Source organism: Bacteroides sp. QWL-09, from assembly GCF_058683585.1.
The window spans coordinates 464,113-488,790 of record NZ_CM178748.1; the positions used below are offsets into that span (position 1 = coordinate 464,113).

General features: G+C 42.4%; 15 protein-coding genes and 1 pseudogene. 9 read left to right on the plus strand and 7 right to left on the minus strand.

Translation table 11 applies throughout. From position 1 onward, the window contains the following. Window positions 1-52: 52 nt before the first annotated feature. Window positions 53-628 carry a DNA-3-methyladenine glycosylase I gene (locus tag AC4PG5_RS01900; RefSeq protein WP_492029772.1) on the minus strand — a complete coding sequence of 192 codons (576 nt, stop codon included), beginning with the start codon at window positions 626-628 and terminating at the stop codon, window positions 53-55. Between the two features lie 538 nt (window positions 629-1,166). Between AC4PG5_RS01900 and AC4PG5_RS01905 the strand changes: the two genes are divergently transcribed. The 5 genes from AC4PG5_RS01905 to AC4PG5_RS01925 all read left to right on the plus strand — a co-directional run bounded on the left by AC4PG5_RS01905 (window position 1,167) and on the right by AC4PG5_RS01925 (window position 7,635). After that, window positions 1,167-3,473: an McrB family protein gene (locus AC4PG5_RS01905; protein ID WP_492029773.1), complete on the plus strand. Its 2,307-nt coding sequence runs from the start codon at window positions 1,167-1,169 to the stop codon at window positions 3,471-3,473. Beyond that, window positions 3,466-4,746: a 5-methylcytosine restriction system specificity protein McrC gene (locus tag AC4PG5_RS01910; protein ID WP_492029774.1), complete on the plus strand. Its 1,281-nt coding sequence runs from the start codon at window positions 3,466-3,468 to the stop codon at window positions 4,744-4,746. The genes AC4PG5_RS01905 and AC4PG5_RS01910 overlap by 8 nt, the downstream gene beginning before the upstream one ends. After that, window positions 4,743-5,360 carry a hypothetical protein gene (locus AC4PG5_RS01915; RefSeq protein WP_492029775.1) on the plus strand — a complete coding sequence of 206 codons (618 nt, stop codon included), beginning with the start codon at window positions 4,743-4,745 and terminating at the stop codon, window positions 5,358-5,360. Before AC4PG5_RS01910 ends, AC4PG5_RS01915 begins: the two co-directional genes overlap by 4 nt. Window positions 5,361-5,638: 278 nt before the next feature. Continuing rightward, window positions 5,639-6,910 (plus strand): AAA family ATPase, encoded by a 1,272-nt coding sequence (locus tag AC4PG5_RS01920; protein WP_492029776.1) that lies wholly within the window; start codon window positions 5,639-5,641, stop codon window positions 6,908-6,910. 11 nt (window positions 6,911-6,921) lie between these two features. Further along, the gene (locus tag AC4PG5_RS01925) at window positions 6,922-7,635 is read left to right on the plus strand and encodes an RloB family protein (RefSeq protein ID WP_492029777.1); all 714 of its coding nucleotides are present in this window, start codon (window positions 6,922-6,924) and stop codon (window positions 7,633-7,635) included. Between the two features lie 181 nt (window positions 7,636-7,816). On the opposite strand, the gene AC4PG5_RS01930 is transcribed toward AC4PG5_RS01925, so the two are convergent. Further along, entirely contained in the window at window positions 7,817-8,437 is a 621-nt protein-coding gene (locus tag AC4PG5_RS01930) for an HNH endonuclease (RefSeq protein ID WP_492029778.1), read from the minus strand. Window positions 8,438-9,214: 777 nt separating this feature from the next. Between AC4PG5_RS01930 and AC4PG5_RS01935 the strand changes: the two genes are divergently transcribed. After that, window positions 9,215-10,405 carry a DUF7833 domain-containing protein gene (locus tag AC4PG5_RS01935; protein ID WP_492029779.1) on the plus strand — a complete coding sequence of 397 codons (1,191 nt, stop codon included), beginning with the start codon at window positions 9,215-9,217 and terminating at the stop codon, window positions 10,403-10,405. 244 nt (window positions 10,406-10,649) lie between these two features. Here AC4PG5_RS01935 and AC4PG5_RS01940 read toward each other — a convergent pair whose 3' ends face one another. The 3 genes and pseudogenes from AC4PG5_RS01940 to AC4PG5_RS01950 all read right to left on the minus strand — a co-directional run. Continuing rightward, window positions 10,650-11,438, minus strand: coding sequence for a hypothetical protein (locus AC4PG5_RS01940; RefSeq protein ID WP_492029780.1), 789 nt, complete (start codon window positions 11,436-11,438; stop codon window positions 10,650-10,652). A gap of 235 nt (window positions 11,439-11,673) precedes the next feature. Next, window positions 11,674-11,922, minus strand: coding sequence for a zinc ribbon domain-containing protein (locus AC4PG5_RS01945; RefSeq protein ID WP_492030664.1), 249 nt, complete (start codon window positions 11,920-11,922; stop codon window positions 11,674-11,676). Between the two features lie 114 nt (window positions 11,923-12,036). Further along, window positions 12,037-12,351, minus strand: a pseudogene (locus AC4PG5_RS01950) (pyridoxamine 5'-phosphate oxidase family protein); the annotation flags it as partial. A 295-nt stretch (window positions 12,352-12,646) separates the two neighbouring features. Between AC4PG5_RS01950 and AC4PG5_RS01955 the strand changes: the two are divergent. After that, a complete protein-coding gene (locus AC4PG5_RS01955) occupies window positions 12,647-14,275 on the plus strand; it encodes a BNR-repeat neuraminidase N-terminal domain-containing protein (RefSeq protein WP_492030665.1) in 1,629 nt (542 codons plus the stop codon). Window positions 14,276-14,410: 135 nt separating this feature from the next. On the opposite strand, the gene AC4PG5_RS01960 is transcribed toward AC4PG5_RS01955, so the two are convergent. Continuing rightward, a complete protein-coding gene (locus AC4PG5_RS01960) occupies window positions 14,411-16,561 on the minus strand; it encodes a polysaccharide lyase 8 family protein (RefSeq protein ID WP_492029781.1) in 2,151 nt (716 codons plus the stop codon). 202 nt (window positions 16,562-16,763) lie between these two features. Between AC4PG5_RS01960 and AC4PG5_RS01965 the strand changes: the two genes are divergently transcribed. Next, complete coding sequence (locus tag AC4PG5_RS01965; RefSeq protein ID WP_492029782.1) at window positions 16,764-17,888, plus strand: glycoside hydrolase family 88/105 protein; 1,125 nt, start codon at window positions 16,764-16,766, stop codon at window positions 17,886-17,888. Between the two features lie 135 nt (window positions 17,889-18,023). Here AC4PG5_RS01965 and AC4PG5_RS01970 read toward each other — a convergent pair whose 3' ends face one another. After that, on the minus strand, window positions 18,024-19,466 hold the full coding sequence (locus AC4PG5_RS01970) for an alpha-L-fucosidase (RefSeq protein ID WP_492029783.1): 1,443 nt from the start codon (window positions 19,464-19,466) through the stop codon (window positions 18,024-18,026). A 352-nt stretch (window positions 19,467-19,818) separates the two neighbouring features. Here AC4PG5_RS01970 and AC4PG5_RS01975 point away from each other — a divergent pair, with 352 nt between their 5' ends. Then, window positions 19,819-23,853 (plus strand): hybrid sensor histidine kinase/response regulator transcription factor, encoded by a 4,035-nt coding sequence (locus AC4PG5_RS01975; protein WP_492029784.1) that lies wholly within the window; start codon window positions 19,819-19,821, stop codon window positions 23,851-23,853. The last annotated feature ends 825 nt before the right edge of the window (window positions 23,854-24,678 follow it).

Genomic DNA, 24,678 nt, shown 5'->3' on the forward strand with positions numbered 1-24,678 from the left:
TCTCTCTCTCCTAAAAATAGAAGCTCGCAGAATCTAGGTTCTGCGAGCTTTTTTATTCTACTTTTCTGCAGACACATCCCACTAAATGGTCGTTGACAAACCCCGCAGCCTGCAAATGTGCATAGCAGATTGTTGTTCCGAAGAACTTGAATCCCCGTTTTTTCATATCTCGACTCATGGCATCCGATTCGGGAGAAGATGCCGGAACTTCACTCAATGATCGAGGCCTGTTGATGATCGGCTTTCTGTCCGGAAAGAACGACAGCGTATACTCATAGAAACTGCCGAACTCTTCTTGTATGGCGAGGAACAGTCGAGCATTGGTGATGGTCGACTTAATCTTCAAGCGGTTTCTCACAATGCCCTCAAACAGCATGAGCCGCTCCACATCGTCATCCGTCAGTTGAGCCACTTGTTTGGCATCGAATTCGCAGAAAGCTTTCCGATACCCTTCCCGCTTTTTGAGAATGGTGATCCAGCTTAGTCCGGCTTGGGCACTCTCCAGTACCAGAAATTCGAATAGCGTCCGATCATCAGTGACCAATCGTCCCCATTCCTCATCGTGGTATTTTACATACTGCTCGTCGGTTCCACACCAACCGCAGCGTCCATTGACTAAATCTTCCATGATCTGACTTTAATTTTGGTTTAACTTGTCTTGCTTCAGCTTTCTTTCCTTTGCTAGCCTTTGCTTCAGCTTGCCTTGCTTCAATTTCAACTTTTGCTTTATTAGTGATGTCCGGATGTAGCTCATTAATGACCTTCAATCCCTTCGTATTATTTAGTTCTCCTTATTGGCCGTTTGTATAAAGGCTTGTGTTCCCTTTAAACAGAACTTGCAATAATGCGACTAAAATAGTTGAAAAGTTTGGCATTAGCGAAAGAATACACTTTGTATTTGTCTATAAAATTTTTTTAAGGCTAAATTTATAACTCTTGTACGGATAAATTGTTTGTCTCGTTCAATCCGTTTAATTTTGAATGTTAATATTTTTTTTTATTTTTGTTTTAAAAAAAAGAATCTTTTTAAACCGTCAATAAAGTAAATAAGTAGTACTATATTTGCATGAAAATTAGATGGTTCAAAGAGGACAATAAGTATTCTACTATTGCCTTAGCCAAATCTATTCGGCCAAAATTGAACCGGTAAATAAGATCTTCATCGTATGAATAATAAAAACTATCAAAAGGAATTCTCGAAATGGCTATTAAATGTTATCCCATCCAGCTATTTTGCCTTGATCAATGAGGATAATGTGAACTCGAGGCTTGACGAGATTAAAACACGATTCAAAGAATCGTTTGGGGTAGACGATCTTTATGAGATTGATGTTAATGAGGTAAACGACTATTCGGAACAATTAAGAAAGTATTGTTCAAATAAAGATGGGACTTCTTTCGGAAGATATAATCAAAATATGTCCGGTGGTATGCCGAATGCTCTCATTAACACGCATTTCATCTGCTATATTAATGCTCTAAACAAACAAGTGAAATTTAAAGATGCGAAGGAGCTTGTCGCGCTGATCAATGAAAAACTAGGGCAGAAGTTTTGTAATGATTTTCAAGAAACGAGAAAAAAGCTTTTAGGCAAAGCAAGAAGTGCGACTAAAGGGCAGTTATTTAAAATTGAGAATAGAGAAGACTGGTTTATAAATGAAGGCGGTGGGTGTGAACTCCAGTATCATTGTGCCTTCTACCCGGATTCCAAAAGAGTGATCTATGGATTGGGGTTCAATACGCAATATGTACCCTATGTCAATGATATTATGCCTGAGGTAACACCTTATATGAAGGCTTATTTAAACAAACAAAAGGAGTGTTTAAAACATATGTATCAGTATAGGTATTTGGAGGGTAATGAAGAACAATTGATTCATCCACAAAGAGGTCAATATACCCTTTTGGGGAAATCAATTGAGGTCTTTAATAATGGCAAAGCTAAGGATGATGCTGACTTCTCGTACTTTGTCGATCAAGTAGACTTTGAAATGCTCCTATACAATCTTAAGGAATGGATACATCCTTACCAGATTATTCTAGAAGAACGAAATAGATTAGTAGGAAGCGCACAACAATTAATAAAAACCACAGATAAAAAGGCAAAAATGTTGAATCCCATTCAAAAAGTTCTGGAATTGAAAAAGCAAATCATCCTTCAAGGAGCGCCGGGTACGGGAAAAACATTTAAAACGGCCGAACTAGCAGTGGCTGTTTGTGATCCGGATTTCAATGATTTTAAGGACCGTACTGCTGTAATGAGACGATATAATGAGCTTAAAAGTGAAAAACGAATTGTGTTTACGACCTTTCACCAGTCTATGGATTATGAGGAATTTGTCGAAGGACTAAAACCTGTAAGTACTCCACAAGGGGTTACTTTTGAACCCAAAGCGGGACTGTTCAAAGATCTTTCCGACAGAGCCTTATTGAGTACAATCGCTTTGTCTAAGAACATTTCTACTGAACTGGAGTACGACGACATCTATGATGTTCTGATTGAACGCATTAACTCCGGAGAAATTAAAGGATTGCCGACCAAAACAGGACAAAAAATAGTTGGATTAAAGATTACGGCACAAAATAACATCCAATTTCGCGCACAAGGAGGTGGCGATCGCCGATATATCGTCTCAAAAGAAAGGCTTCGGAAATTATTTTTGCATTTTGATACAACTACTGCAGTCGATGGCATGGAAAACATCAACGACGAAGTTCGAGAAGTTATCGGTGGATGCCAGTCGTCGGGATACTGGGCTGTGTTAAACTATATCGTTGGTTATAAAAGGACTTCGAGTGAAGAGAGTGTGGATATTGATAATCTATCAAACAAGGAACAGGAGTCTGCCGTGCAAGCCTTTATTCATACCCCTACAGCGGACAGAGTTTGTAATCCCGACCGCCCCAATTATGTCTTGATTATCGATGAAATAAATCGTGGAAACATCTCGAAGATCCTTGGTGAACTCATTACCCTATTAGAAGCCGACAAACGTATTTCAGAAGACAACGAACTGACTGTCAAACTGCCATACTCGCAAAAGATGTTTGGTGTTCCGTCAAACCTCTATATCATCGGGACAATGAATACAGCCGACAGAAGTGTCGGATATATCGACTATGCTATCCGTCGGCGTTTTGGCTTTGTGACCATAAAATCAGATTTTGAAGTCATAGCAGGTGAACTAAAGGATGATGTTCAGTCCGTTGCAAAGCATTTATACCATGCCGTAAAAGAGTTAATGAAGCAGATCAGTCCGGAGTTTAATGCAGACGATCTAATGATTGGTCACAGCTATTTTATTGCTCAAAATCTAGATGAACTCGATCTGAAACTCGAAAACGAAATAAAGCCGCTGTTGCGAGAATATGTCAATGATGGTATCTTGAATTTGCAGAAGGATAGTACCACCGGACAATATACAGCCATAGAGGAATTGTCCATAAAAAACAATTTGCCATCTGATGCATAGTAATATCAAAATAGAAATCTGTGAACAGAAGTCCTCTGAACCGTTTACAGTGGATGGTAAGGAGAGGAAAGCGTTTATTGATGTGCTGAACTCGGATGAGTATGATCCTAAGAACCCCGAAAGGTTGTTGGGTGTAGATTGGCATGACCGTAAGCAAACGATGATTCGGGCCAAATACTTTATCGGTTTAAAATGGATTAAAGAAGGTGAGAGTTTTCTGTATGTAAAACCTAAGATCAAGACTCTCGATTTCATCTCCATGTTTATGCACTGCTTCGATCATGAGTGTAGAGGGGTCTCCTCCGGGTTAAGTCGAATATATCAGATTGATTTTAATGCCAAACCCATCAAGATTGATTCAGCCCAATCTATTCTTACGCCGATGTTGATTGTTCACTTCCTTAAACTAACCGAACGGATCGTAAGAAAGGGGCTTAAACTGAACTATATCCGGCGAGAGGAGAATTTAAGCAGTAAGATTAAGGGTAAGATCCTGTTGAATCAAACCCTAAATCGTAATTATAGCACCGGCAGAATCGATAGAACAGTCTGTCGGTATCAAGATTATTCAGTCGATTGCATCGAGAATAGGATACTCAAAAAGACACTCGTGTTTGTCAATCGGTTTATCCATGTTTATCCCGATCTCAGTTGTTCGGTCGATCTCAAGAGGATTTTAACTTATTGTCTTGGTGCGATGGCTTCTATTGATGACGAATTGCCACTACAGCTCATTAAGCAATTTAAAACCAATCCACTCTACAAAGACTATGCAGAGGCCTTAAAGGTCGCTCAACTCATTTTAAGAAGATTTAGTTACGACATCGATCAAATAGATCAGGAGTCTGAAAAATCTTTGCCTCCATTTTGGATTGACATGTCTTTGCTGTTTGAATTATATGTTTACAGTAAACTCAAATCAGCCTATAAAGATCAGATCGAGTATCATGTGAGTACATTTGGTAATGAAATCGATTTTGTGAAATCTAACGAGAAAGCGATAATTGATGCCAAATACATTCCTTTGTGGGAGGATAAAGATCACCATGATAATGTGAGACAATTATCAGGCTATGCCCGTAACACGGCTTTGAGGAAAAAAATCACAAAGACCGATCACGATGAGACAACGATTATCGATTGTTTGATTATCTATCCTCATAAAGATGGGGTGGAGAGTTTCCCGAAAGATGTCTTAATTAAGAAGGAGATGGCGTTAGGAACTTATCTCAAATTTCATAAATTATCCGTTAAATTACCGACTAAATCATGATGTTGAACAAAGCGATAAAGATAGCCCTTAAAGCTCATGAGGGGCAGATTGATAGAGGTGGACAGCCGTATATTGAGCATCCATTGCGCGTGATGGAGATGGGGATTACTAACGAAGAAAAGATCGTTGGTGTGCTACATGATGTGATTGAAGATAGCGATTGGAGTTTCGAACGATTGATAGCTGAAGGCTTTTCTGCAAAGATTATTGATGCGCTTCGATGCGTAACCAAGCAGTCTGAAAACGAGCCATACGATAAGTTTATCGAACGAGTGAAAACAAATTCGTTGGCTGTAAAGGTTAAGCTGAACGATTTGACCGATAATATGGATGTGCGTCGGTTGGCTTATATCTCTGAGAAGGACGTGGAGCGTTTGCGAAAATATCTGAAAGCCTACAAGCAACTATTGGGCGTGCCCACTTATTCCTTCGAAGCATGTCGGGTTGATTATCCGAAGGCTTATATGCCGTGGACAAGAGAAGATGATGATCGATTAGAATTGCTTTTTTGTGAGGGAAAGACCACGAAAGAACTCGCCGAAATTTTCCAACGCAATGAAGGGGCGATACGCGCCCGAGTAAAAAAGTTGGAGTTAGAAGAAAAATACAAATAGATCTGCCCGAAACCCTGAATAAAGACATTTTGTCATTCTGTTCGTTGCATCCAACAAGTAGAGAGGAATGCCTGCACCACATATAAGGCTTGTTAAAGACTAAATAGTATCAATTATCAAATTAGGTAGGCCCTAGCATAAAATGATGTCTCGACTTTTTTAGGTTATTAGTGATTGAAAAAACTATTCAGATTTAAAATAATGAGAAAAAATCTCAAAAAGTTTTCGTTCGACTAGATAATATACTTATATTTGTATCTATAAAAAGATTAGAAGCCATGTTAGTAAACTTCACATATCAGAATTTTCGCTCATTTAGAGACGAAAAGACGCTTAGTCTAGAAGCCGGTTCAATCAAAGAAGTGAAGACATCCATTGTTAGGAGAGATCCTTATCGTTTGTTGCCGGCTGCAGTCATATATGGAGCTAATTCAAGTGGAAAGAGCAATGTGTTGCTGGCGTTGACCACCATGAGAACGGTCTTGTTGGGTAGTGTCCGATTGAACCCCAAAGATGAGCTTAATTATCAACCCTTCAAATTGGATTTGGTATCTGCGAGCAATCCCACTTCTTTTGAAATTCAGTTTTTGCAGGATGAGGTCAAATACCGATATGGATTTGAATATGACACAACCCATATTTGCAAAGAATGGCTGTACGAAAAGCGTGATGGGCAAAGAGAATTTAATCTGTTTCTCAGAGTTGAGGATGAGTTTGAAGTTTCAAGAGTTCGTTTCCCCGAAGGCTTAGATAAAGAGAATGCTACGCCATCCAATAGATTGTTTGTCTCTTTGGTAGCTCAGTTGAAAGGTTCAAAGTCAATGCGTATTCTTGATTGGTTTCATAAATGCAATTACCTTTCCGGAATAAATAGCGAAGGGTATGAAGGCTTCACTTTAAAGATGTTCAGCGAACACTTGGAGGGTTGTAAAGAAACTTTAAATTTCTTTCATCATACACAGCTTGGTTTTAAGGAGTTATTGGTGACTGAAAAAAAATTCTCCGATGAAATGTTCTCTGATAAAGTCCAAATTCCGGATGCTGTACGATTGAAATTGATGGAAGAATTGAAAGGTAAAACAATAATGGAAGCCAAGACTACACACTATATCTATAATGAAAATGGTGAAGTGAGTGGAGTGGGGACATTCGATAAGGATGAAATGGAATCGGAAGGAACCAAGAAGATGATTGAAATGTCCGGTCCTATTTTCGATACGCTAAAGTCGGGCAAATTGTTAATCATTGATGAACTTGATGCTAAACTGCATCCTCTTCTGACGCGTAACATCTTGCAGCTTTTCATGGATCCTCAAACGAATAAGCATGGGGCTCAACTGATTTTTACCACGCACGACACTAACCTCCTCAATCTGGACTATTTGCGTCGGGACCAAATTTGGTTTACTGAGAAAGATCAAACCGAATCGTCCGATCTTTATTCTTTGGCTGAATTTAGAGGTGAAGACGGAGTTAAGGTTCGAAATGATCGTAGTGTGCAAAAGGATTATATCAATGGGAGGTATGGAGCCATTCCCTTCTTAGGTTAAAACTTTTAACTATGGGACTAACACCTAAATATAAGATAGAACAGCTTAAACGTGAAAAACGTCAGGCAAAGGCAGCCAAAAAGCGAAAAGTAAAGACTCGTTCTAAAATAGTCCGTTTTTTGATCGTCTGTGAAGGGGCGCGTACAGAACCAAACTATTTTCAAGCTTTAGTGAAAGATCGATACTCGGAAGTTCGAGTTGAAGAGATACGTGGTGAGGGAAGATCGACTTGTGCACTTGTTACACGAACCTTTCAGATTAAAGAAGAACTTGAACGAAAACGGCAATTGCCTTTCGATCGTATATGGGTGGTTTTCGATAAAGATGATTTTAATGATTTCAACGAAGCGATAAAATTAGCTAAAAGCAATTCGTTCGACTGTGCTTGGTCGAATGAGGCTTTTGAACTTTGGTATTTCTTGCATTTTCAATACCTCGATTCAGCTATCAGTCGTCAGGATTATATTATAAAGTTACAAAATGAGATTCGCAAGCATACCGGATACGAAAACTATGAATATCGAAAGAATGATCCTTCTATCTATAAGATGTTAACTCAAATTGGCAACGAGCATCTCGCCAAAAAGCGGGCAGCCGATCTTCGTTCTTTCTTTGAAGGTGATGATGATTACAAGGAGCATAAACCCTGCACAACCGTCGATTTATTAGTCGATGAATTGGAAAATCCGGAAGCACTATTCACTAAAGAGGACTGTCATTGTTAGAATGTTAGCCTTTAATAAAGGAGATGAATTCAAGCGGATGATTCAACCGCATTGTAATCCATCCTTGCGTGACTCATTCGAATACCGATGGCTTCGAACCCTCCGAACATGAGTCGCCACAGATAGAAACACACCTGAGCGAACGTCTGTAATAAGCAAATTTTAAATCGTCATTTTTCTATTATAGCTTTTTCTCGAAAACATTCTCGTTGTGCCATTGAACCACCTCTTTTCTGGGGAAGAATAGTTTGTTTTCGGGCAAGATCAATGCTTTGGAGTCAAACTGACGAATAGAATGGCTCGACTCCGGACTTTCCGTGAACTTTCTCGATACCACAACCCTATAATCCGTATTAATCGTAAGCAATCCATAGTCGAATGCTCGATGGAGATTGGGGCATAACGTAATGCCATTTCCAATCGTGTCGTCATGCTCTAGATGGAAAGGGATGATATGACAAGCGTCAATGAGTGAGTGACCGTAGTTCGACTCAATTTTCAGTCCCGTGATGCAGCAGGTGTGATTGTAAATCTGAGGGATCTTTTCTTTGAAGACTATATTTCGTATGTAGATCTCTTCCTCAAACCATTCTTTGTTTTCCTTCTCCTCTAACTGTTTGATTCTTTTTTTGTACTGCAGAGCTGATTCTTTTAAGATTTGCTCTGCTATAACATTGAGATGCCATGTGCTACTAACTGTGACAGATTGTGCATTCGGAAAATAGTTTTGAATCAGAACCTCTCGAAATCTTTCGCGATCGGACTGTTGGCATAGCAGCAGAAACAAATCCTGATCGATCATGGCATAGTCCACTGTCTGAATTAGTGCCTGAAATGATTTGATCGAGTTTCGGCTCGTAAGCGGAATGGTTAGCCCATTCTTGGGGACGAGTTTCCAAAATGGCTCATTAGAGAGGTGATAAAAAGGGAGGGTGAAGTTTCTGGTATGAGCGGTCTTGACCCATATTCCCTAATTGCTTTTAAACAGAGCCATAAGTTCGGCGGTGATATAAATGCGCTTGTTGCGGATGAACCCTCTCTCTATGGCGTCGATGATGCTTAATAGCAGTATTGGCTTATGCGGAGCACTACCAAGATTGTGGGCACGTCTTAATCTGCAGAAATAGGACAAGTAGGCATTGAAGACTTTCATTTTTTCACTTGTTCTAGAGACTCGCAAAATTAAATATTTTTATTGGAATCGGATGTGTAAATGGAATATCTTAACTGTCCGTCTGTCATACTTTAAAATTTAAGTAAATAGTACAATCAGTGAAGTTAATGCAATCAATGAAGTCAAAAGCATCGTACTTCACCTCTATAACCACCGTATCTCAGCGTCGCAAATACCGTACCTCTGTCAGTTAACTATTTTAGTTAATTTTTAATGAGTTGAATTTTGTTAAAAATAAAATTTATTCACGTTCTTGCAAATTTATTTTTATTTTTTTCTTCGACATTCTCGGATTTTAAATAATTACATATTCTTTTATGTGTTAATTTATTTAAATATCCTATTGCCGTGATGGTGTTGCTTTCGATGGTGGCGTGCCTGGCGCATGTTCGCGCTAACTTTCTGATGAAGATCATTAAGAATTATGGATTGTTTGTGATGGATGGGGAGGAGTTTTTCTCGCCGCCGGTGACCGATTTTATACTTCGGTTGAGGATTAAAAAGCTCACAACTGAGGAAAATAAGTTACAATGTGGCGATGTGAAGAAAAAGTCGCTCAGTGAGCGTTCTGAGTTAACGAATGTAAAAAAAGAGATTAAGGAAACTTGTAACTCGTTGACTGATAGTAGGCAGATTTCTACATACGCGGGCGCAAAGATTAATAGTATATCTCTATATAAGATTAGAGAGAGAAAAAAAGAAAAAAACAACGGCCAAATGCCTCAAAGATTAACGGCCGCAATTTCGAATTCTCAACAAAGGGTTTCGCCGAGAATGGATCAGTCGAGAATGAGTCAATTAAGAACGGCTCAATCAAGAATGGATCGGTCGGGAATGGATTCGCCAAGAACGAATCAACGACCGGCTGTTGATCGTCTTATTTCTTCTTCTTCTTCCGGTCGGTCTACTGTTCGGGCAATTTCTTATGAGTCCGGTACTGGGTCGATTCCCAACCGTTCGAGCCGAGACAATCGGGTCTATGGGCGTTTGGAATCCCAGTCATCCTCTTCTCATTCATCTTCATCTCGTTTTACTCGAGAAGGATTCTCTCGGTCGACGGTAGATCCTTGTCCCGGTTATGTTCCTAACGTTGATTCTCCTGCCGCTGTTTTTGCTGCTGCTACCACGAGAGTTTCCCTGGGCAAGAAATCTTCTTTTGATTCTTTTCCTTTTTTCGCCTCCGAAAAGCCTTGGCGCGACTGGGTCGATGAGTTGGTGGACGACGAGACGTACTTGCGTCAGGTGGCGATGCATTCTAAGATGGGTCGGGATTTTCTGAATTCTGTCGATTGGATCTTGGAACTGTTTAAGGAATATGTGGAGCTGTACGGCACGTCGAGGGGACTGGTCACGCGGTGCGATGTGAAGTACTACTTTGCCAACTTCATGCGTGAGGATTCGAACACGTTGAAGCTGCTGAAGAAGCGGTTGCACGATGAACAGGAGGCGCGTGATGCACGCAACCCGTATCGGTATGAGGTGCATCGTGATGGGCGACGGTTCTATCCGACAGATGAAGAGATCCCAATGTATGTGACCCCACGGCCGTCGAAGCATTCAGTTTTTAGTCCAACCTCAGGTCGCTGGGTGGGCTAATCTAAAAAGAGGATCGACTCGCTTCAGCTTATGGAGTGTGATTTTGAAACACCTGTGTTTGACTTTAAAATAATATGCAATTATCGAATTTAGAGGTTTCACCGCACGTGGTGTTGGATACCTGTCGTGAGTTGGTTCCGAGCCTTCTTTATCCGTTTTGGGGTATTTGACTGAAAATGGACAAGATACTCTTAAGAATCGTGGGGTTGTTTGGAGGTCGTGCATGTTATAAATTATGGAGGTGTTATGGCGCATTTAAAGCTTCCAAAATCTTAATTCGTCCTTCTTGTGAAGTGCCGGATAGGATGTTTTTAGAATAACATCTCTCACAGCAGACGTAGTCAAAAGGGGATGAGAAGTACTTGAAAACCTTTTTAGTCGTAGGGGTCGTTAGAGAATGGCAATTCTCGCAATAATCGAGATTGGTGAGGTCGAGGTCTTGACTGTTGAATCGTTCTGATTTTGAGATGAACAGCTCAAACTCTGTTCGGATATGGTCGTCTATTTTATCTTTTGATAGGCTTTCGCTGAATAGGGGTTCGCCATAAGAGATCAATAGCTCGATATCGTCATAGAGACAGCTGAACTGTTCGTATCGTAGATCACAAGCGGTTTGCTCGCTGATGTCTGAAGCTATTTTTAGTCCTAACTTCGGGTTGATCTGTCGGTCTAGAACTTTTTTGGCTAAATGGAACATGAAGTATTCGGCATACAACGCTTTGGCTTCCCATTTGGCAATATTTAAATCCTTACAGGCCTTGAGGAAACAGTCTGTTTGTTGTTCTTCGTCTGAATCTTTAAGCTTGGACAAGATAGAAAGAGGCTCACTCTGAATGCCGCTATTGAGGAGATATATGGCCCAGTTGACGAAATCTTTGCCCTTAAAAACGGTATAGAACTCGTATCCGAAGGGGATGAGCGGATATCCCGGATCGGCTTCGACTTGTAATTCGGTTTCATTATCCCAAAAGTACTCGGTGTCTTCTACCTCTTGTGTGCCTTCTGTGTTTTCTTTTGTACTAAGGTGATTCATGGTTATTCTCTTTTAAGGTCTTGATTGTTGTGTTTTTATTGACTTGATATTCCGATCGAGTCTTGAATGGACAAACTTAAAGATTTATTCTTAATTAGGACCAACCATTTGTCGTTTTTTTTGTTCTGATAATCAGCAACCTCGTCATTGAAGAAGAATCAGAATTATTTGATTTTTTCTCAATGACGGGGTTGCACTTTTACAACGGGGTTTTATCTTTGATCTTTTTGTCGATCTATTGTTCTACTTTCCACCTTTTTAGGGTTGGGAAGAATTTTCTCATTTGCTCGAGAGCTTCTTCTTTGGTGAATTTTGTTTCGCTACCACTGTTGAACTCGTCCAGGTAGTTAATGCAATGCTCGATCATTCCCTCCATGGTATAGTCTTGGGTGAACGCTCCGTCTTTGTAGCAATAGCAGCAATAATCTTCGTTTTCCGAACCGTCTTTGTTTGTTCCGAATTGATCGGGGGTTTGCATTGGCATGCCGCAGCTTTGACAAAAGAGGTTTTGGTAGATGTTGTTTTTTACAAAGGCGTTATCGATCCAGTAGGTAGCCGATTGAGGGGTGAACTTCAATACGCAATATTCCGGATCTTCCATCCCGCCGGGGAAATGGGGGAGCATCCAGTCGCCCCAAAGTGATCGCTTCACGGCTTCGTCGGTAATGATCTCGATCTGACCGGTATAGACAATACTATCGTTGCCTTTCATGATCGAAACACCGGCCTTTGGATTGGCTTTGAAATGGGCGGTTTTTGCTGAGCTTGTCCCGGTTGAGACGTAGATCGCTCCATTTTCATCTTTGAGTTTTACCATTGGCACCGGACGCGGATAACCGTTTTCGTCGATCGATGCAACTGTGATGATCTGTGTGGCGGCAACGATTCTTGCGGCTTTTTCTTCGATACGCATAATTTTCGAGTGTTTTTATGGTTAGTAAAATTGTTGAATCTGTTGATTCACAAAGTTAATCTAACTATTTGATATTTAATAAAGGTTTGTCGCTATTTTTTTTAATTAGAACGATTTTCGATCGTCATCTTACTTCTCTCTTGCTTGCTAGGCAAAAGGTGTTGGTGGGATGGATTGATTTTTAGGTGGGGATGGATAGGAAGGCATCTATGATTCATTTTGTTGTTTTTCGAGAAACAGATGATGGTTTTTTAATATTTTTGTAGTGATTTACACTGTAACACTATACGCTATGATGAAAACTTTTTTTCTTGCCATTTTTCTTTTCTTTTCCTTAGGCGAACTGGGAGCACAAGATCGGACAGTGATGGTTCGGGAAACGTCTATTCCTATTCTTATTGAGCGGGTGGACAATGAGTGGATGGATCTTCGGATTGAGGCTCAACAGGGGCAGGTGTTGAACGACGTTACCTTGCGGTTTGCCGATGGCGTGCGTCTTAAAGATATTCAATCGGTGAAGTTGTTCTATTCGGGAACGGAAGCTCCCGATCGTAAGAGTCGGAATCTTTTTACACCGATAAACTATATTTCGAGTATGAAGCCGGGCGATACGTTTGCGGCTAATGCTTCGTATTCGATCTTGAAGGCGGAACAGCGGGTAAAAGGTCGTGAGGTGGTGCTGAAGGCCGATCAGATGTTGTTCCCGGGTACGAATTTCTTCTGGATCAGTTTGCGAATGAAACCGTCGACTCCGATGCTGACTCAGATTGAGGCGGAGGTGGTTCATGCTCGTATCGACGGACAAGAGGCTACGCTAAACACTCTGAATCATGGGCGTCATTATGTGGGAGTAGGTGTGCGTCATGCCGGGGATGATGGGGCGGAGTCGTTTCGCATTCCGGGGTTGGTGACTACCAAGAAAGGAACGTTGTTGGCCACTTATGATGTGCGCTATAACTCGAGTAAGGATTTGCAGGAGTATGTTGAGATCGGACTGAGTCGCAGCATGGATGGGGGAAAGAGTTGGGAGAAGATGCGTGTGCCGATGTCGATGGGGCAATATGGTGGGTTGCCTAAAGCGCAGAATGGTGTGGGCGATCCGGCCATCTTGGTGGACGAGAAAACGGGAACGATCTGGATCATGGCGATTTGGCTGCATGGTGCGGGAAATGGAGCTGCCTGGTGGAACTCTTTCCCGGGTATGGATCGTTATCATACGGCTCAGCTGTTGGTGGTGAAGAGTGAGGATGATGGCCGGACGTGGTCGGATCCGATGAATATTACTGAGCAGGTGAAAGATCCTTCTTGGTATCTGTTGTTGCAGGGACCGGGGCGTGGCATTTCTATGCACGACGGAACGTTGGTTTTTGCTTGTCAGTATATTGGGGCGGATCGGATGCCTAATGCGGGCATTATCTATAGTCGGGATCATGGACAGACTTGGCAGATCAGCTCGATGGCTCGAAGTAATACCACTGAAGCGCAGGTGGCTGAGGTGGAGCCTAGGGTGTTGATGTTGAATATGCGTGATAATAGAGGGGGGAGTCGTGCGGTATGTACGACGACCGATCTAGGTAGGACGTGGAAGGAGCATGTTTCTTCGCGTGGTGCTTTGCAGGAACCGATTTGTATGGCTAGCTTGATTCATGTGAAGGCTAAAGATAATGTCTTAGGGAAGGAGCTATTGTTGTTTTCCAACCCGAACGATCCTAAGAAGCGTCATCGGATTACCATCAAAGCGAGTCTTGACGGTGGAGTCACTTGGCCGACTGATCATCAGTTGCTTTTGGATGAACGTGAGGGATGGGGGTATTCTTGCCTGACAATGATTGATCGGGAGACTGTGGGGATCTTGTATGAGAGTAGTGTGGCGCACATGACGTTCCAGGCGATTAAGTTGAAAGATCTCATTCGGGGAGAATAGACGAATGGTAACATTTGGTAAAATGAAAGAAAAAAGTATTCCGGTGGAAGGGCTGTTGGCCTTTTCACCGGAATGCTTTTTAGGAGATTGTTAAAGTTTGGTTCTGAAGCATGAACCATCTTTTTGTTCTTTTATCTAAAACTGAAGCTTGTGCGATTGGGAGGCTCCGGCATAGACTCCGCTATGTTGGAAGTCACAATCGATTGTTTGGGTGTTGGCCGATTTTTTCGGCAGTCCAATCTCTAGTTTGATGATGGTCTCTTTTTGCTCGGGATCGGCAACGTGTACGATGGCGGTGTGTTTGTCGAGGTCTCTAATCATCAAGATACAACCCTTGTCGACTTTGACGCTCACTTCCTTGTTTTTAAACTCGCCTGCCGTGTAGAATACCAATTGCCAGATATTGAGTTTCTTGTGGTGAACAACTTGCATCTTCGAGGTATTCATCAAGATATCGATATCCTTTTTCTTCTCGTAGGCTTTCATCTCTTTGACTGTCTTCTTTCCGGGTAAAAGGATGTAGGCATAGCTACTGTCGGTTGGCTGTAGTCCGTGGTCAAAACCCACCGTGAAAACCTCGGCTTGCTTAAGATCTTTTGAAGCTGTCTGATTGATATCGTACCAGCTACCTTCTTGCTTCTGTATGTTGACAAAGACGGAACCTCCTTTTGGGAAGACATAGCCGACTTGGCGGTGAAGGATCCAGCTTGGAGCGGTATACTCAGAGCTACCGTTGGCGATCTCTGATACTTTCCGGTTGGAAGCAATCGTTACTTTCTCATCGGATAGCAGACATTGGTTGATCGTCGTATTGATCGGTGCTTCCGATGTTGAGCGGATTCCGGCTCCAAGACAGACGATCTCGTCGTCGAAGAAGAACCATGCTTTTTGTGCTCCGGTATTGATGTTGGCATATTGATCTAGATACGAATAGGCAGATACGCCGTAAAGAGTGTCGGAAACGCCCCCGGCAAAGGTGGATGTGCCACGGGTTTGCCAATCGCTCTTAGCCATGGGAACCTTTTTCAACTGTGGAGCTGTTGTTCCGGGGATGCGTGTCCAGTTCCATGCCGGAAAGATATTGGCATATTCAGAACCGTCGACTGTGATATTGGTACAACCATCGGACATGAAATAGGTCTTCAGGTTTTCTCCATTGCCATATTCACATCTCATGGTGCGAGTAGAGACGGTACGGACGTCGACCATGTATTGGGGACGAGTGTGTAGGGTGTAATCGCCGCGGAAGAAATGAGTGTGTCTTGGAGTGATGGCGTAACTTGCCGGTTCTTCTTTTTTCAGACGTTTGATGATGGCTTTATACTCATCGGCATGTGTCGGGTCTAACTCAATCATGCGTTGGGCGAAGAGTGCGGTGTGTTTTTTCTGAGTCACTCCGGGGCGACTGACGCCGCGTCCAAGCACATCGAACATCATGTGTTGGCCTCGTATGGTCGCATAGTAGGTCTCACGCATGAACTTGCTGAGAATGGCTAACTGATCTTCGGGGATGGCATATGGGGTGCCTTTGGTGTACATCGCTATTTGGGTGATCCCTTTTAGGATCTCGTCTCCGTAACCTCCGATATACAACTGTACTCCGTGTTGAAAGTAGCTGTTGTCGTGCTGGAAGCCTTCTTTGGTTGTGTAGGCCAGAGGACTATAAGCGTTCTTTAGAGCAATCTCCAGGTCAGTCTGATTCTGGCTGAGGCAGGAACGATAGATCCAGTGTAAGGCGATATCGGTGCGATTGGCGCCTGTCCATTTTGCCGGATTTCCTCCATCAGTTTTGATGCGTTCCAGAAGTTTGCCTTCTAGTTCCGACGGAAGTTGTTGGCTGCCGGTACGCATTTGGATCAATAGCAGGCTCAGACATTGCGGCTCCGCAATCTGGTTGTACCACCAGTTGTGACACCAGGGATTGCGGTTGTGCCAAAATTCCAGACCTTTCTCTATCTTATGAAACAATGCTGTGTCTTGGTAATGTTTGTTTTGAGGATTGGTATAGGCGAAGGCAAAATCACTTAGACGTTCGATGTGAGTCATCGGAGGCCATTTGGTTCTGGCGATACTCGCATAATCGACATCGGTGAAAGAACCGTCGTCTTTGTTGTATTTCTCAAGATCTTTTTCGATAGAAGGGTTCTTCGAGAAGTCGCTTCTGATCTTACTCATTAAGATCTCGAAGTTGTTGCTTGGGGCAGTGGTTTGTGCTTGCGTCCTAAGAGGAATCAGGCTGGATAGTATCAGCCATTGGACAAGAACGGTGTAAAGGATGTTTTTCATTTCAGTCGTTTTGTTTGTTTAGACACAAAGATAAACCAAAAGTCAAAATAAGAGCCGTACATATTGTATAAAGATAGGCATTTATTGTCCGAAGTGACCGGAAGAGAGGCACTTGCGGGGAAATGGCTTTTTTAATATGGGTATTATTCTTTTCTTTGTATATTCAATTTTGACTCGAGGTCTGTTAACTATTTATTAAATTATGAAAAAAAGAATCTTTGTAGGTTTGGTCGTATTGGTCGTTGCCAATACGGTTCTGTTTGGCGGCAATATTTTCAGTGAGAAGGAAGTGAAATCGGTTATGAAACGCGTTGCCGATTGGCAAATCGCCAATCCAGCAAAGGGGGCTGAACATGATGATCTGAGTTGGACTCATGCTGCATTGTATATGGGAATGTTGGATTGGGCTGAGCTGACTGAGAAAGAAGATGGGGACAGCTCTTATTATAAATGGCTGGTGTCGATCGGCCGACGCAATGGCTGGCAAATGGGCAAATATATGTATCATGCCGATTTTGTGGCTGTCGGACAGGTCTTCCTTGATTTGTATCAGAAATATGGCGACCGGAACATGTTACTGCCTACCTTAGCCCGTACGGAGTTTGTCATTAATCACCGTTCTGCCAGTTCGTTGTATCTCGATTATAGAAATATGGCTACATTGGAACGTTGGTCGTGGTGTGATGCTCTGTTTATGGCTCCTCCCGTTTATGCGAAGATGTATATGCTGACTGGCGATTGGAAGTATATCGAATTCCTCAATAGTGAGTATAAGGCGACTTACGACTTCTTGTTCGATAAGGACGAACAGTTGTTCTATCGCGATCATCGGTATTTTAATAAGAAAGAAGCCAATGGTAAGAAGGTGTTCTGGGGACGTGGAAATGGCTGGGTACTCGGGGGACTTTGCGAGATCCTTCAAACACTTCCAAAGAATAACATGCATCGTCAGTTCTACCAAGATCTGTTTGTGACGTTGGCCAATAGAGTGGCAACCTTACAAGGAAAAGATGGTTATTGGCACGCTAGCTTGCTCGATCCGGACTCTTATCTTTCACCTGAAACGAGTGCCACCGGTTTTATTGTCTATGCCTTGGCGTATGGGGTTAACGAGGGATTGCTCGATAAAGAAGCGATGACTCCGATCATACAGAAAGGTTGGGAGGCGTTAGTGAACGCGGTTGAGACCAACGGGAAACTTGGTTACGTGCAACCTATTGGGGCCGATCCTAAGAAGGTGACTCGCGACATGACCGAAGTTTATGGCGTTGGAGCATTCTTGTTGGCCGGTAATCAAATTCATAAAATGATTCAAGAGAAGAAATAGAACCCGCTATCGGATGGTTCGCTTATCATAAAGGCTATCTCAATACAGAAGATTGAGATAGCCTTATTTCTTTAGTGTAGCCTTGTTTTTTAAGTGTAGCTTTATCTTTGTTGTAGCTTTAGACAAACCGCGGTTTTAAGTGAGAGCTTCGCGGTATTTGCTGTTCGATGCTTCAGCTACTTTTAGTTTTAATCGGATGACAAACGGCTCTTGCGCCCCCTCTTTCGGCATGCCGATGTTATACTCGTTTCGTGTGGTTTCGGTAACCTGAACCTTTTCTCCGTTGAGAAGTGTTGCTTCGAGAATCTGATGACCTTTAGGAAGCTGCACTCTGAGTTGCTTTGAATAGGGTGGGTTAAAGACAACCATGTATACTTGATCTTGCTTACGAGTGTAATACCCCCAATCTTGTTTGGACAGTCCCGCATAATCGCAGCCATAGATACACTCACCATATTTATCCATCCATCGACCAATGGTCTTGATCACGTTCTTCTCTTCCGGACGGAAATCTCCATCGGCTTGCGGACCGAAGTTGACAACCATATTACCTCCCATCGATACGGCATGAACGATGTTTTGTAAGATCTCGGTTGGGTTTTTGACATAGCTTAACGACCAGTCTTTGTGATATCCCCATTGGTTTTCCGGGATGGTCATGCAAGCTTCCCAGTCCCATTTGGTGACTTGTAGATCCTTGACCGGATCGGGCAAGCGACGTTCGTAAGCCGATTCATAATCTCCCATCAGGTGACCGTTGCTATCGAAGTGACGTTTTCCGTAATCATCGGCACGTAGGCGACTGTTGATGGTGACTCCCGGGATGAGCTCTTTCAACATTTGCTCAACGTGTGCAGTCCACCATCCGTTCTTTTTGATGCTAGCGTCCCAAGTACCGTCGAACCAAAAGTCCTTCACCGTTGGGTATCTAGTGGCGAGTTCCTTCAGCTGATTGTCGGTAAAGGTGAGAAAACGTTGAAAGGCGATGCTGTCTTCTTCCGATTTGATGCTGTAGCGCCAATCAGGATGACTCCAGTCGAGGACTGAAAAATAGAAGTGTACGTCGATGCCTGCATCATTGTAGGCTTTAACGAGCTCTCCTAAGATATCTTTCTTATAAGGCGTATTGGCAATGGTGTATTTGGTGTACTTGCTCGGCCATAAGCAGAATCCTTCGTGATGTTTGGTGGTGATCTTTACATATTTCACCCCCATCTCTTTGGCTGCTTGTGCCCACTTTTTAGCATTGAACTTTTGCGGATTCCATTGATCCATCAGTTGCAGCCATTGGTCTGTCGGAACTTTAGCCCATGACTTTAGCCATTCTGCCGCACCGTGGTAAACTTTATTGTTCCACTCTCCACCGGGTATGGCATAAAGTCCCCAGTGAATGAACGCACCCAAACGGTTGTCGCGAAACTTCTCCATCGCGGCATCGTGTCGTTTGCCTAATCGATTGGCACCGTATTTCAATTCGACTTCTTGTTCTGCGGGCAAGAGTTTCTTTTGAGCTTGGATGGCAGAAAAGTTGAGGAGTAAACCTAAAATGAGAATAGTTTTTAAATGTCGTTTTTTCATGATGTTGATGATAGTAAATAGATAATTTTCTCTTTTGACAAAGATATAAAATGTTTATTGGTCTTTATCATTTGAAGGATTCCTCAAAAAAAATAAAAAAAGTTTGGCTTTAGGTGTTAATCTATTTATAATTAGAGTGTTGTGTTCTTGAGGTTCTGATTGGTAAATCTCCTGATAGATGGAATCGTACAATAAATGCCACAAATTCGGATGGATAGTGACACAAAATGGATTGAAGGGCTGTAACTGCTTGTTGATGGGAAAAACGGCATTTGATTTTTTTCGTGAAACATAGCCCGAATTCGGATCTCTTTTTTTATCTTCGTCTCATAAATCTCTAATACACATGACTATGAATCGAATTAAATACTGTTTTTTGATCATTTTTATAATGGTCTCTACTTATTCTTATGGACAGTATTTTAAGAAGTTAGGAATGAAAGACGGGCTTTCTAATTCGTCTGTTCTAGCCATATATCAGGATACCTTAGGGCGGATGTGGTTTGGGACGAATGAGGGGGTTAATGTCTACGATGGAAAACAAATCTATCAGTATAAATCGTACGATTTTATCGATAATCAGTCCGAGAAGAAGAAAATCATTAATGGGACGGTCAACCATATCGTTGGCGATTCACATGGGAATATCTTCATGTGCAATAACGGTGCGCTGATCAAATACGATATTCGCAAAGAGATTCTTAAAGGTATTTCTTCCTCGCAAGTCGGCGCTTTGGTTACTGTGAACGGAGCCGTCTGGTGTACCATCCGTGATTCTCTATTTAGATATGATGATCAGACCGATTCTTTACGCTTCCTTCGCAAATTGAATACGCCGCCGATCTGGTGTATCGAGAAGGTTGGTGACCGGATATGGATTGGAACCGCCAAAGGATTGTACTTATTCGAATCAAACAAGGTGAGATGTGTCCTGCCCAATGTTGAAATCTTTAGCTTATTTGTTAGCAGTCGGCAGGAACTTTGGATTGCTTCTCGAATGAAAGGACTCTATCGGATCGATCGAAATGGCGTTCTGAAGAAGGAGGAGAAATCGGGCTCTCGTGTCGTGAGCGAACAGATCCGTGATTTTATTGAAGATGATCAGCATAACATCTGGTTTGGGACTTTCGATGGCTTACAAGTCTATAATCCTTATTCCGATACGTATTCGGTCTATCGTCCGAGTTCGCATCCCGGATCTTTGGAACACCCATCGGTTTTCTCTCTTTATAAGGATCGACAAGGCACAATCTGGGTCGGAACTTACTATGGTGGGGTGAACTACTTTAATCAGGAGAGAGACATCTTCAATTACTATCCGTACAATAAGTTCGATAGGAACGGATTGAGCTTCCCGATCATCGGACAGATGGTTGAAGATAAGGATTATGATCTTTGGATCTGTACAGATGGCGGTGGAGTGGATCATATGAATAGAAAGACGGGAGTCTTTACACGTTATACTGCTTCGAACAAGAATTCCATCTTACATAATAATACTAAAAGCATTACTTACGATGAGGCTCACGACCAGATCTATATCGGTACGTATACCGGAGGTGTGAGTCGTTACGACCGGAAAAGCGGTCAGTTTTATAACTATCTGACGGAGTATCAGCGAACGGGAAAAGGCCCTAACCAGATTATTTATCACGTCTTGTTTTCAGACGGTTGGCTTTATGTTTCCGCACGTAATGGACTTTGGCGGTTGAGCCCCGAAAAGAATGAGTTTGAACGGCTCGATGAGGGGCGACTGTTTCTGACGTTCAGTATTGATCGGGAAGGATATATCTGGTTGGCCTCTGAATCGGAACTTTATCGGATGAGGGTGGGACATTGGAACCAGGTCGAGCGTATCAACCTAGATCAATATACGGATTGTAAGGCGCGGATCACGAAGATTCTCGAAGCGGAAGACGGGATGATTTATATTTCCACGTTGGGAGATGGGGTCTTTACCTATAACTACAAAACAGAAGTTTGGAAGCATCATACGGCTCAGAAAGATAACTTGTTAAGCGACTTCTGCTATAACATGGCCGAGACGCCAAGTAATAGCATCTTGATCACAAGCGATAAGGGGATCTCGATCTATTCTCCTTTCAATCACTCGATGTATTCTATTGAACTGGGACTTAAAGGGGGCATCTCTGCAATTACTGAGGGGTGTGGCATCTTGGTCTCTCAAGACGACTTGATTTATGTCGGAGGAGTGGATGGAATGATTTCGTTCAGAGAGAAAGATCTCTGTGCGGAACAGGAAAAGACGGCCGAGCTTTACTTCTCAAATCTATATATCAATAATGCTAAAGTACGGCCGGGAGATGAATCTGACGTCTTAACGTCATCCTTGTCGTTCACCAATCAGTTGGATCTGTCGTACGATCAAAATAATCTGATGATCGAGTTCGCTCGTTCCAACTATGTGGAGCATGAGAGGAATGTCCGATTCCAGTATAAGTTGGAGGGGTTCGACAAAGAATGGGTATCAACCGATCAGTTTCGTATCAATTATACGAACTTGTCGCCCGGAGATTATGTGTTGAAGGTTCGGGAATTGGAGAATGAGATTAAAGGCGGAAGTTACACCGAAATTGAACTGAACATTACGATACACCGTCCATGGTTTGCTACGTTCTGGGCTTTTCTGGCCTATTTTGTCATAGCCGGTGGCATACTTTATGGATTCTGGAGAATAAAAAATGCCCGAAGAATGTTGGCTTTATCCTTGGCTAAGGAAAAAGACGAAAAGGAACGGATAGAAGAGATCAATAAGATGAAGCTTCGTTTCTTTACTAACATCTCACACGAGTTTCGTACTCCGCTGACCTTGATTATCGGTCAGATTGAGATGTTACTCCAATTGGATAAATTAAATCCTGCCATGAGCAAACGTCTTCAAGGGGTTTATAAGAATGCCATGAGCTTACGTTTTTTGATCACTGAGTTATTAGATTTCCGAAAACAAGAGCAGGGCTTTATGACCTTGAAGGTGGAATGTGTCGATGGGGTGAGCTTCATCAAAAATATCTATCAGCTCTTTACAGAATATGCCCGTATAAAAGACATCACTTATACTTTCGATTGTGCCGACGATAAGGTAGAGCTTTGGTTCGATCCGGTGCAGATGCAGAAGGTGATTTTCAATTTGCTGTCGAATGCTTTTAAATACACCTCTAAGGGAGGGCATATTAAGATTTCGATTAAACGTCTTCAGCGTTCTGTTGAAATCGCGGTATCCGATACCGGCTGTGGCATTCCTCCGGAACTGCTGTCGAAGATCTTTGAACGGTTCTATCAAGTGGACGGCACGTCACAAAAGGGCATTCTAGGTAGTGGCATCGGACTCGCCTTTGCTAAGGGAATTGTGGAAGCTCATCGAGGAGAGATCAAATTGGAGAGTGTATTGGGAGAGGGGAGTTGCTTCAAAATCCACTTGCTGATTGGAAACGCTCATTTCTCTTCACAGGAATTGGAACATGAGAAAGTCTTGGCTCCGGCATTAGACCCGGATTGGAAAGGGATGCTGATGTCTGAAGAGTTATTACCTCAAGAGTTCGAGACCGACCGTGATGACGAGTCGGAGGAAGAGAAGAGTGGAAAACCAAGTATTCTATTGGTGGAGGATGATGAGGAAGTGCTGGAAATGTTAGTCAGCATCTTCTCGCCGACGTACGTGGTTCATAAGGCGATAAACGGTCAGATCGGTTTCGATATGGCTTGTCAGCTACACCCCGATATCGTGGTGAGTGATGTTATGATGCCGGTTATGTCCGGAAAGGAGATGTGTTATAAGATTAAGAATTGCTTGGAGCTGGCTTACATCCCGGTGATCTTGCTGACGGCTCAATCGTCGGAAGATTATACCATTGAGGGGTATATGTTTGGAGCGGATGACTATATCACCAAACCGTTTAATGTGAAGCTGTTGCTGGCACGTTGTAGCAACCTCTTGAATAACCGACAAATGTTACTGAAGAAAGCGGTGCGACAAGAGAAAAATATATCCCAAGAGATTGGCGGGCTAACGGCTATGGATCAAAAGCTTTTGGATATGGCTACGGAGATTATCAAGCAAAACTTCGATAATGCCGATTTTGATATGAACATGTTGGCTACAGAACTCAATATGGGACGAAGCAAGATGTTTACTCGCTTGAAAGAGGTGGTCGGTCTAACGCCTAATGAGTTTACCCTGAAGTTGAAATTAGAAGAGGCTCTTCGGTTATTGCAAGATGAACCGCAGTATAACATTTCAGAGATCTCTTACCAACTAGGCTTTACCTCTCCTCGTTATTTTAGTCGTTGCTTTAAGTCCTTCTACGGAGTCTCTCCGTTGAACTATAGGAAAGAACCGGGTAAAGACGGTAGTCTTGAGGAAGTGTGACGTTGAAAGATACGCCCCGAGCTTATCGGACGAAAGGATACAAACCTCTTTTGTTGTGAAAGCAACAAAGAAGGTTTGACTTTTTGGGGGGGATGGTGAGGAAGACGTTCGTTCTCTCATTAACGACATGCTGCCGGATAGTACCGTATCTCACGGAAATAAGCACCGTATCTCATGGCGACGAGCACCGTACTGTAGCGTTATAACGACCGTACTGCAGTGGCGCAACGACCGTATCTCGTCAGCACAACAACCGTAGTGCAGCGACACAACGACCGTACCTCGTGTCAGTTAACTATTTGGGTTGACCGTTTTTTGTCTTATTCATCCTGTCGGTTGACTCTGATTAAACTTACTTTTAATTCAGGTTGACTCTTTCTTTTTTTATTGATAAGATGAGTTGACTCTAATTGAAAAAAACAGTTAGTGAGACAGTTAGTGAGACTAAGACTAAGAATTAGAATTAGGCGGGGACGAGACGTGACTAAGACGAGATTAAGACGTGACTAATATAAGACTAATATAAGACTAAGATAAAAGGATTTCCGACTACCATATACAGCTACTTTAAGCCTGTTTCAATAGGCACTTTTCGTTTTTATAGAGAGTTCTATTCGATTTAACTGAGTTCTGGAGGTGTCTTTCGAGTTCCGTTCAATGCATGAGAATGAATGGTTTACGGACGTCTGAGTCGTAAGATGAACGAAACAAAATTGTATGATTTATGTCCAAAATGTGACATTTTTTGTCCGAAGTACAATTCATGCCTATTTATCCTATATATAAGGCAACTAATAGTCTATGCTTACTCTTTTATTTGCATTG

Excerpts from the sequence above, each read along its gene's own strand:
- AC4PG5_RS01900 (WP_492029772.1), bottom strand. The coding sequence starts at position 628 with ATGGAAGATTTAGTCAATGGACGCTGCGGTTGGTGTGGAACCGACGAG.
- AC4PG5_RS01905 (WP_492029773.1), top strand. The coding sequence starts at position 1,167 with ATGAATAATAAAAACTATCAAAAGGAATTCTCGAAATGGCTATTAAAT.
- AC4PG5_RS01910 (WP_492029774.1), top strand. The coding sequence starts at position 3,466 with ATGCATAGTAATATCAAAATAGAAATCTGTGAACAGAAGTCCTCTGAA.
- AC4PG5_RS01915 (WP_492029775.1), top strand. The coding sequence starts at position 4,743 with ATGATGTTGAACAAAGCGATAAAGATAGCCCTTAAAGCTCATGAGGGG.
- AC4PG5_RS01920 (WP_492029776.1), top strand. The coding sequence starts at position 5,639 with ATGTTAGTAAACTTCACATATCAGAATTTTCGCTCATTTAGAGACGAA.
- AC4PG5_RS01925 (WP_492029777.1), top strand. The coding sequence starts at position 6,922 with ATGGGACTAACACCTAAATATAAGATAGAACAGCTTAAACGTGAAAAA.
- AC4PG5_RS01930 (WP_492029778.1), bottom strand. The coding sequence starts at position 8,437 with ATGATCGATCAGGATTTGTTTCTGCTGCTATGCCAACAGTCCGATCGC.
- AC4PG5_RS01935 (WP_492029779.1), top strand. The coding sequence starts at position 9,215 with ATGAAGATCATTAAGAATTATGGATTGTTTGTGATGGATGGGGAGGAG.
- AC4PG5_RS01940 (WP_492029780.1), bottom strand. The coding sequence starts at position 11,438 with ATGAATCACCTTAGTACAAAAGAAAACACAGAAGGCACACAAGAGGTA.
- AC4PG5_RS01945 (WP_492030664.1), bottom strand. The coding sequence starts at position 11,922 with ATGCCAATGCAAACCCCCGATCAATTCGGAACAAACAAAGACGGTTCG.
- AC4PG5_RS01955 (WP_492030665.1), top strand. The coding sequence starts at position 12,647 with ATGAAAACTTTTTTTCTTGCCATTTTTCTTTTCTTTTCCTTAGGCGAA.
- AC4PG5_RS01960 (WP_492029781.1), bottom strand. The coding sequence starts at position 16,561 with ATGAAAAACATCCTTTACACCGTTCTTGTCCAATGGCTGATACTATCC.
- AC4PG5_RS01965 (WP_492029782.1), top strand. The coding sequence starts at position 16,764 with ATGAAAAAAAGAATCTTTGTAGGTTTGGTCGTATTGGTCGTTGCCAAT.
- AC4PG5_RS01970 (WP_492029783.1), bottom strand. The coding sequence starts at position 19,466 with ATGAAAAAACGACATTTAAAAACTATTCTCATTTTAGGTTTACTCCTC.
- AC4PG5_RS01975 (WP_492029784.1), top strand. The coding sequence starts at position 19,819 with ATGAATCGAATTAAATACTGTTTTTTGATCATTTTTATAATGGTCTCT.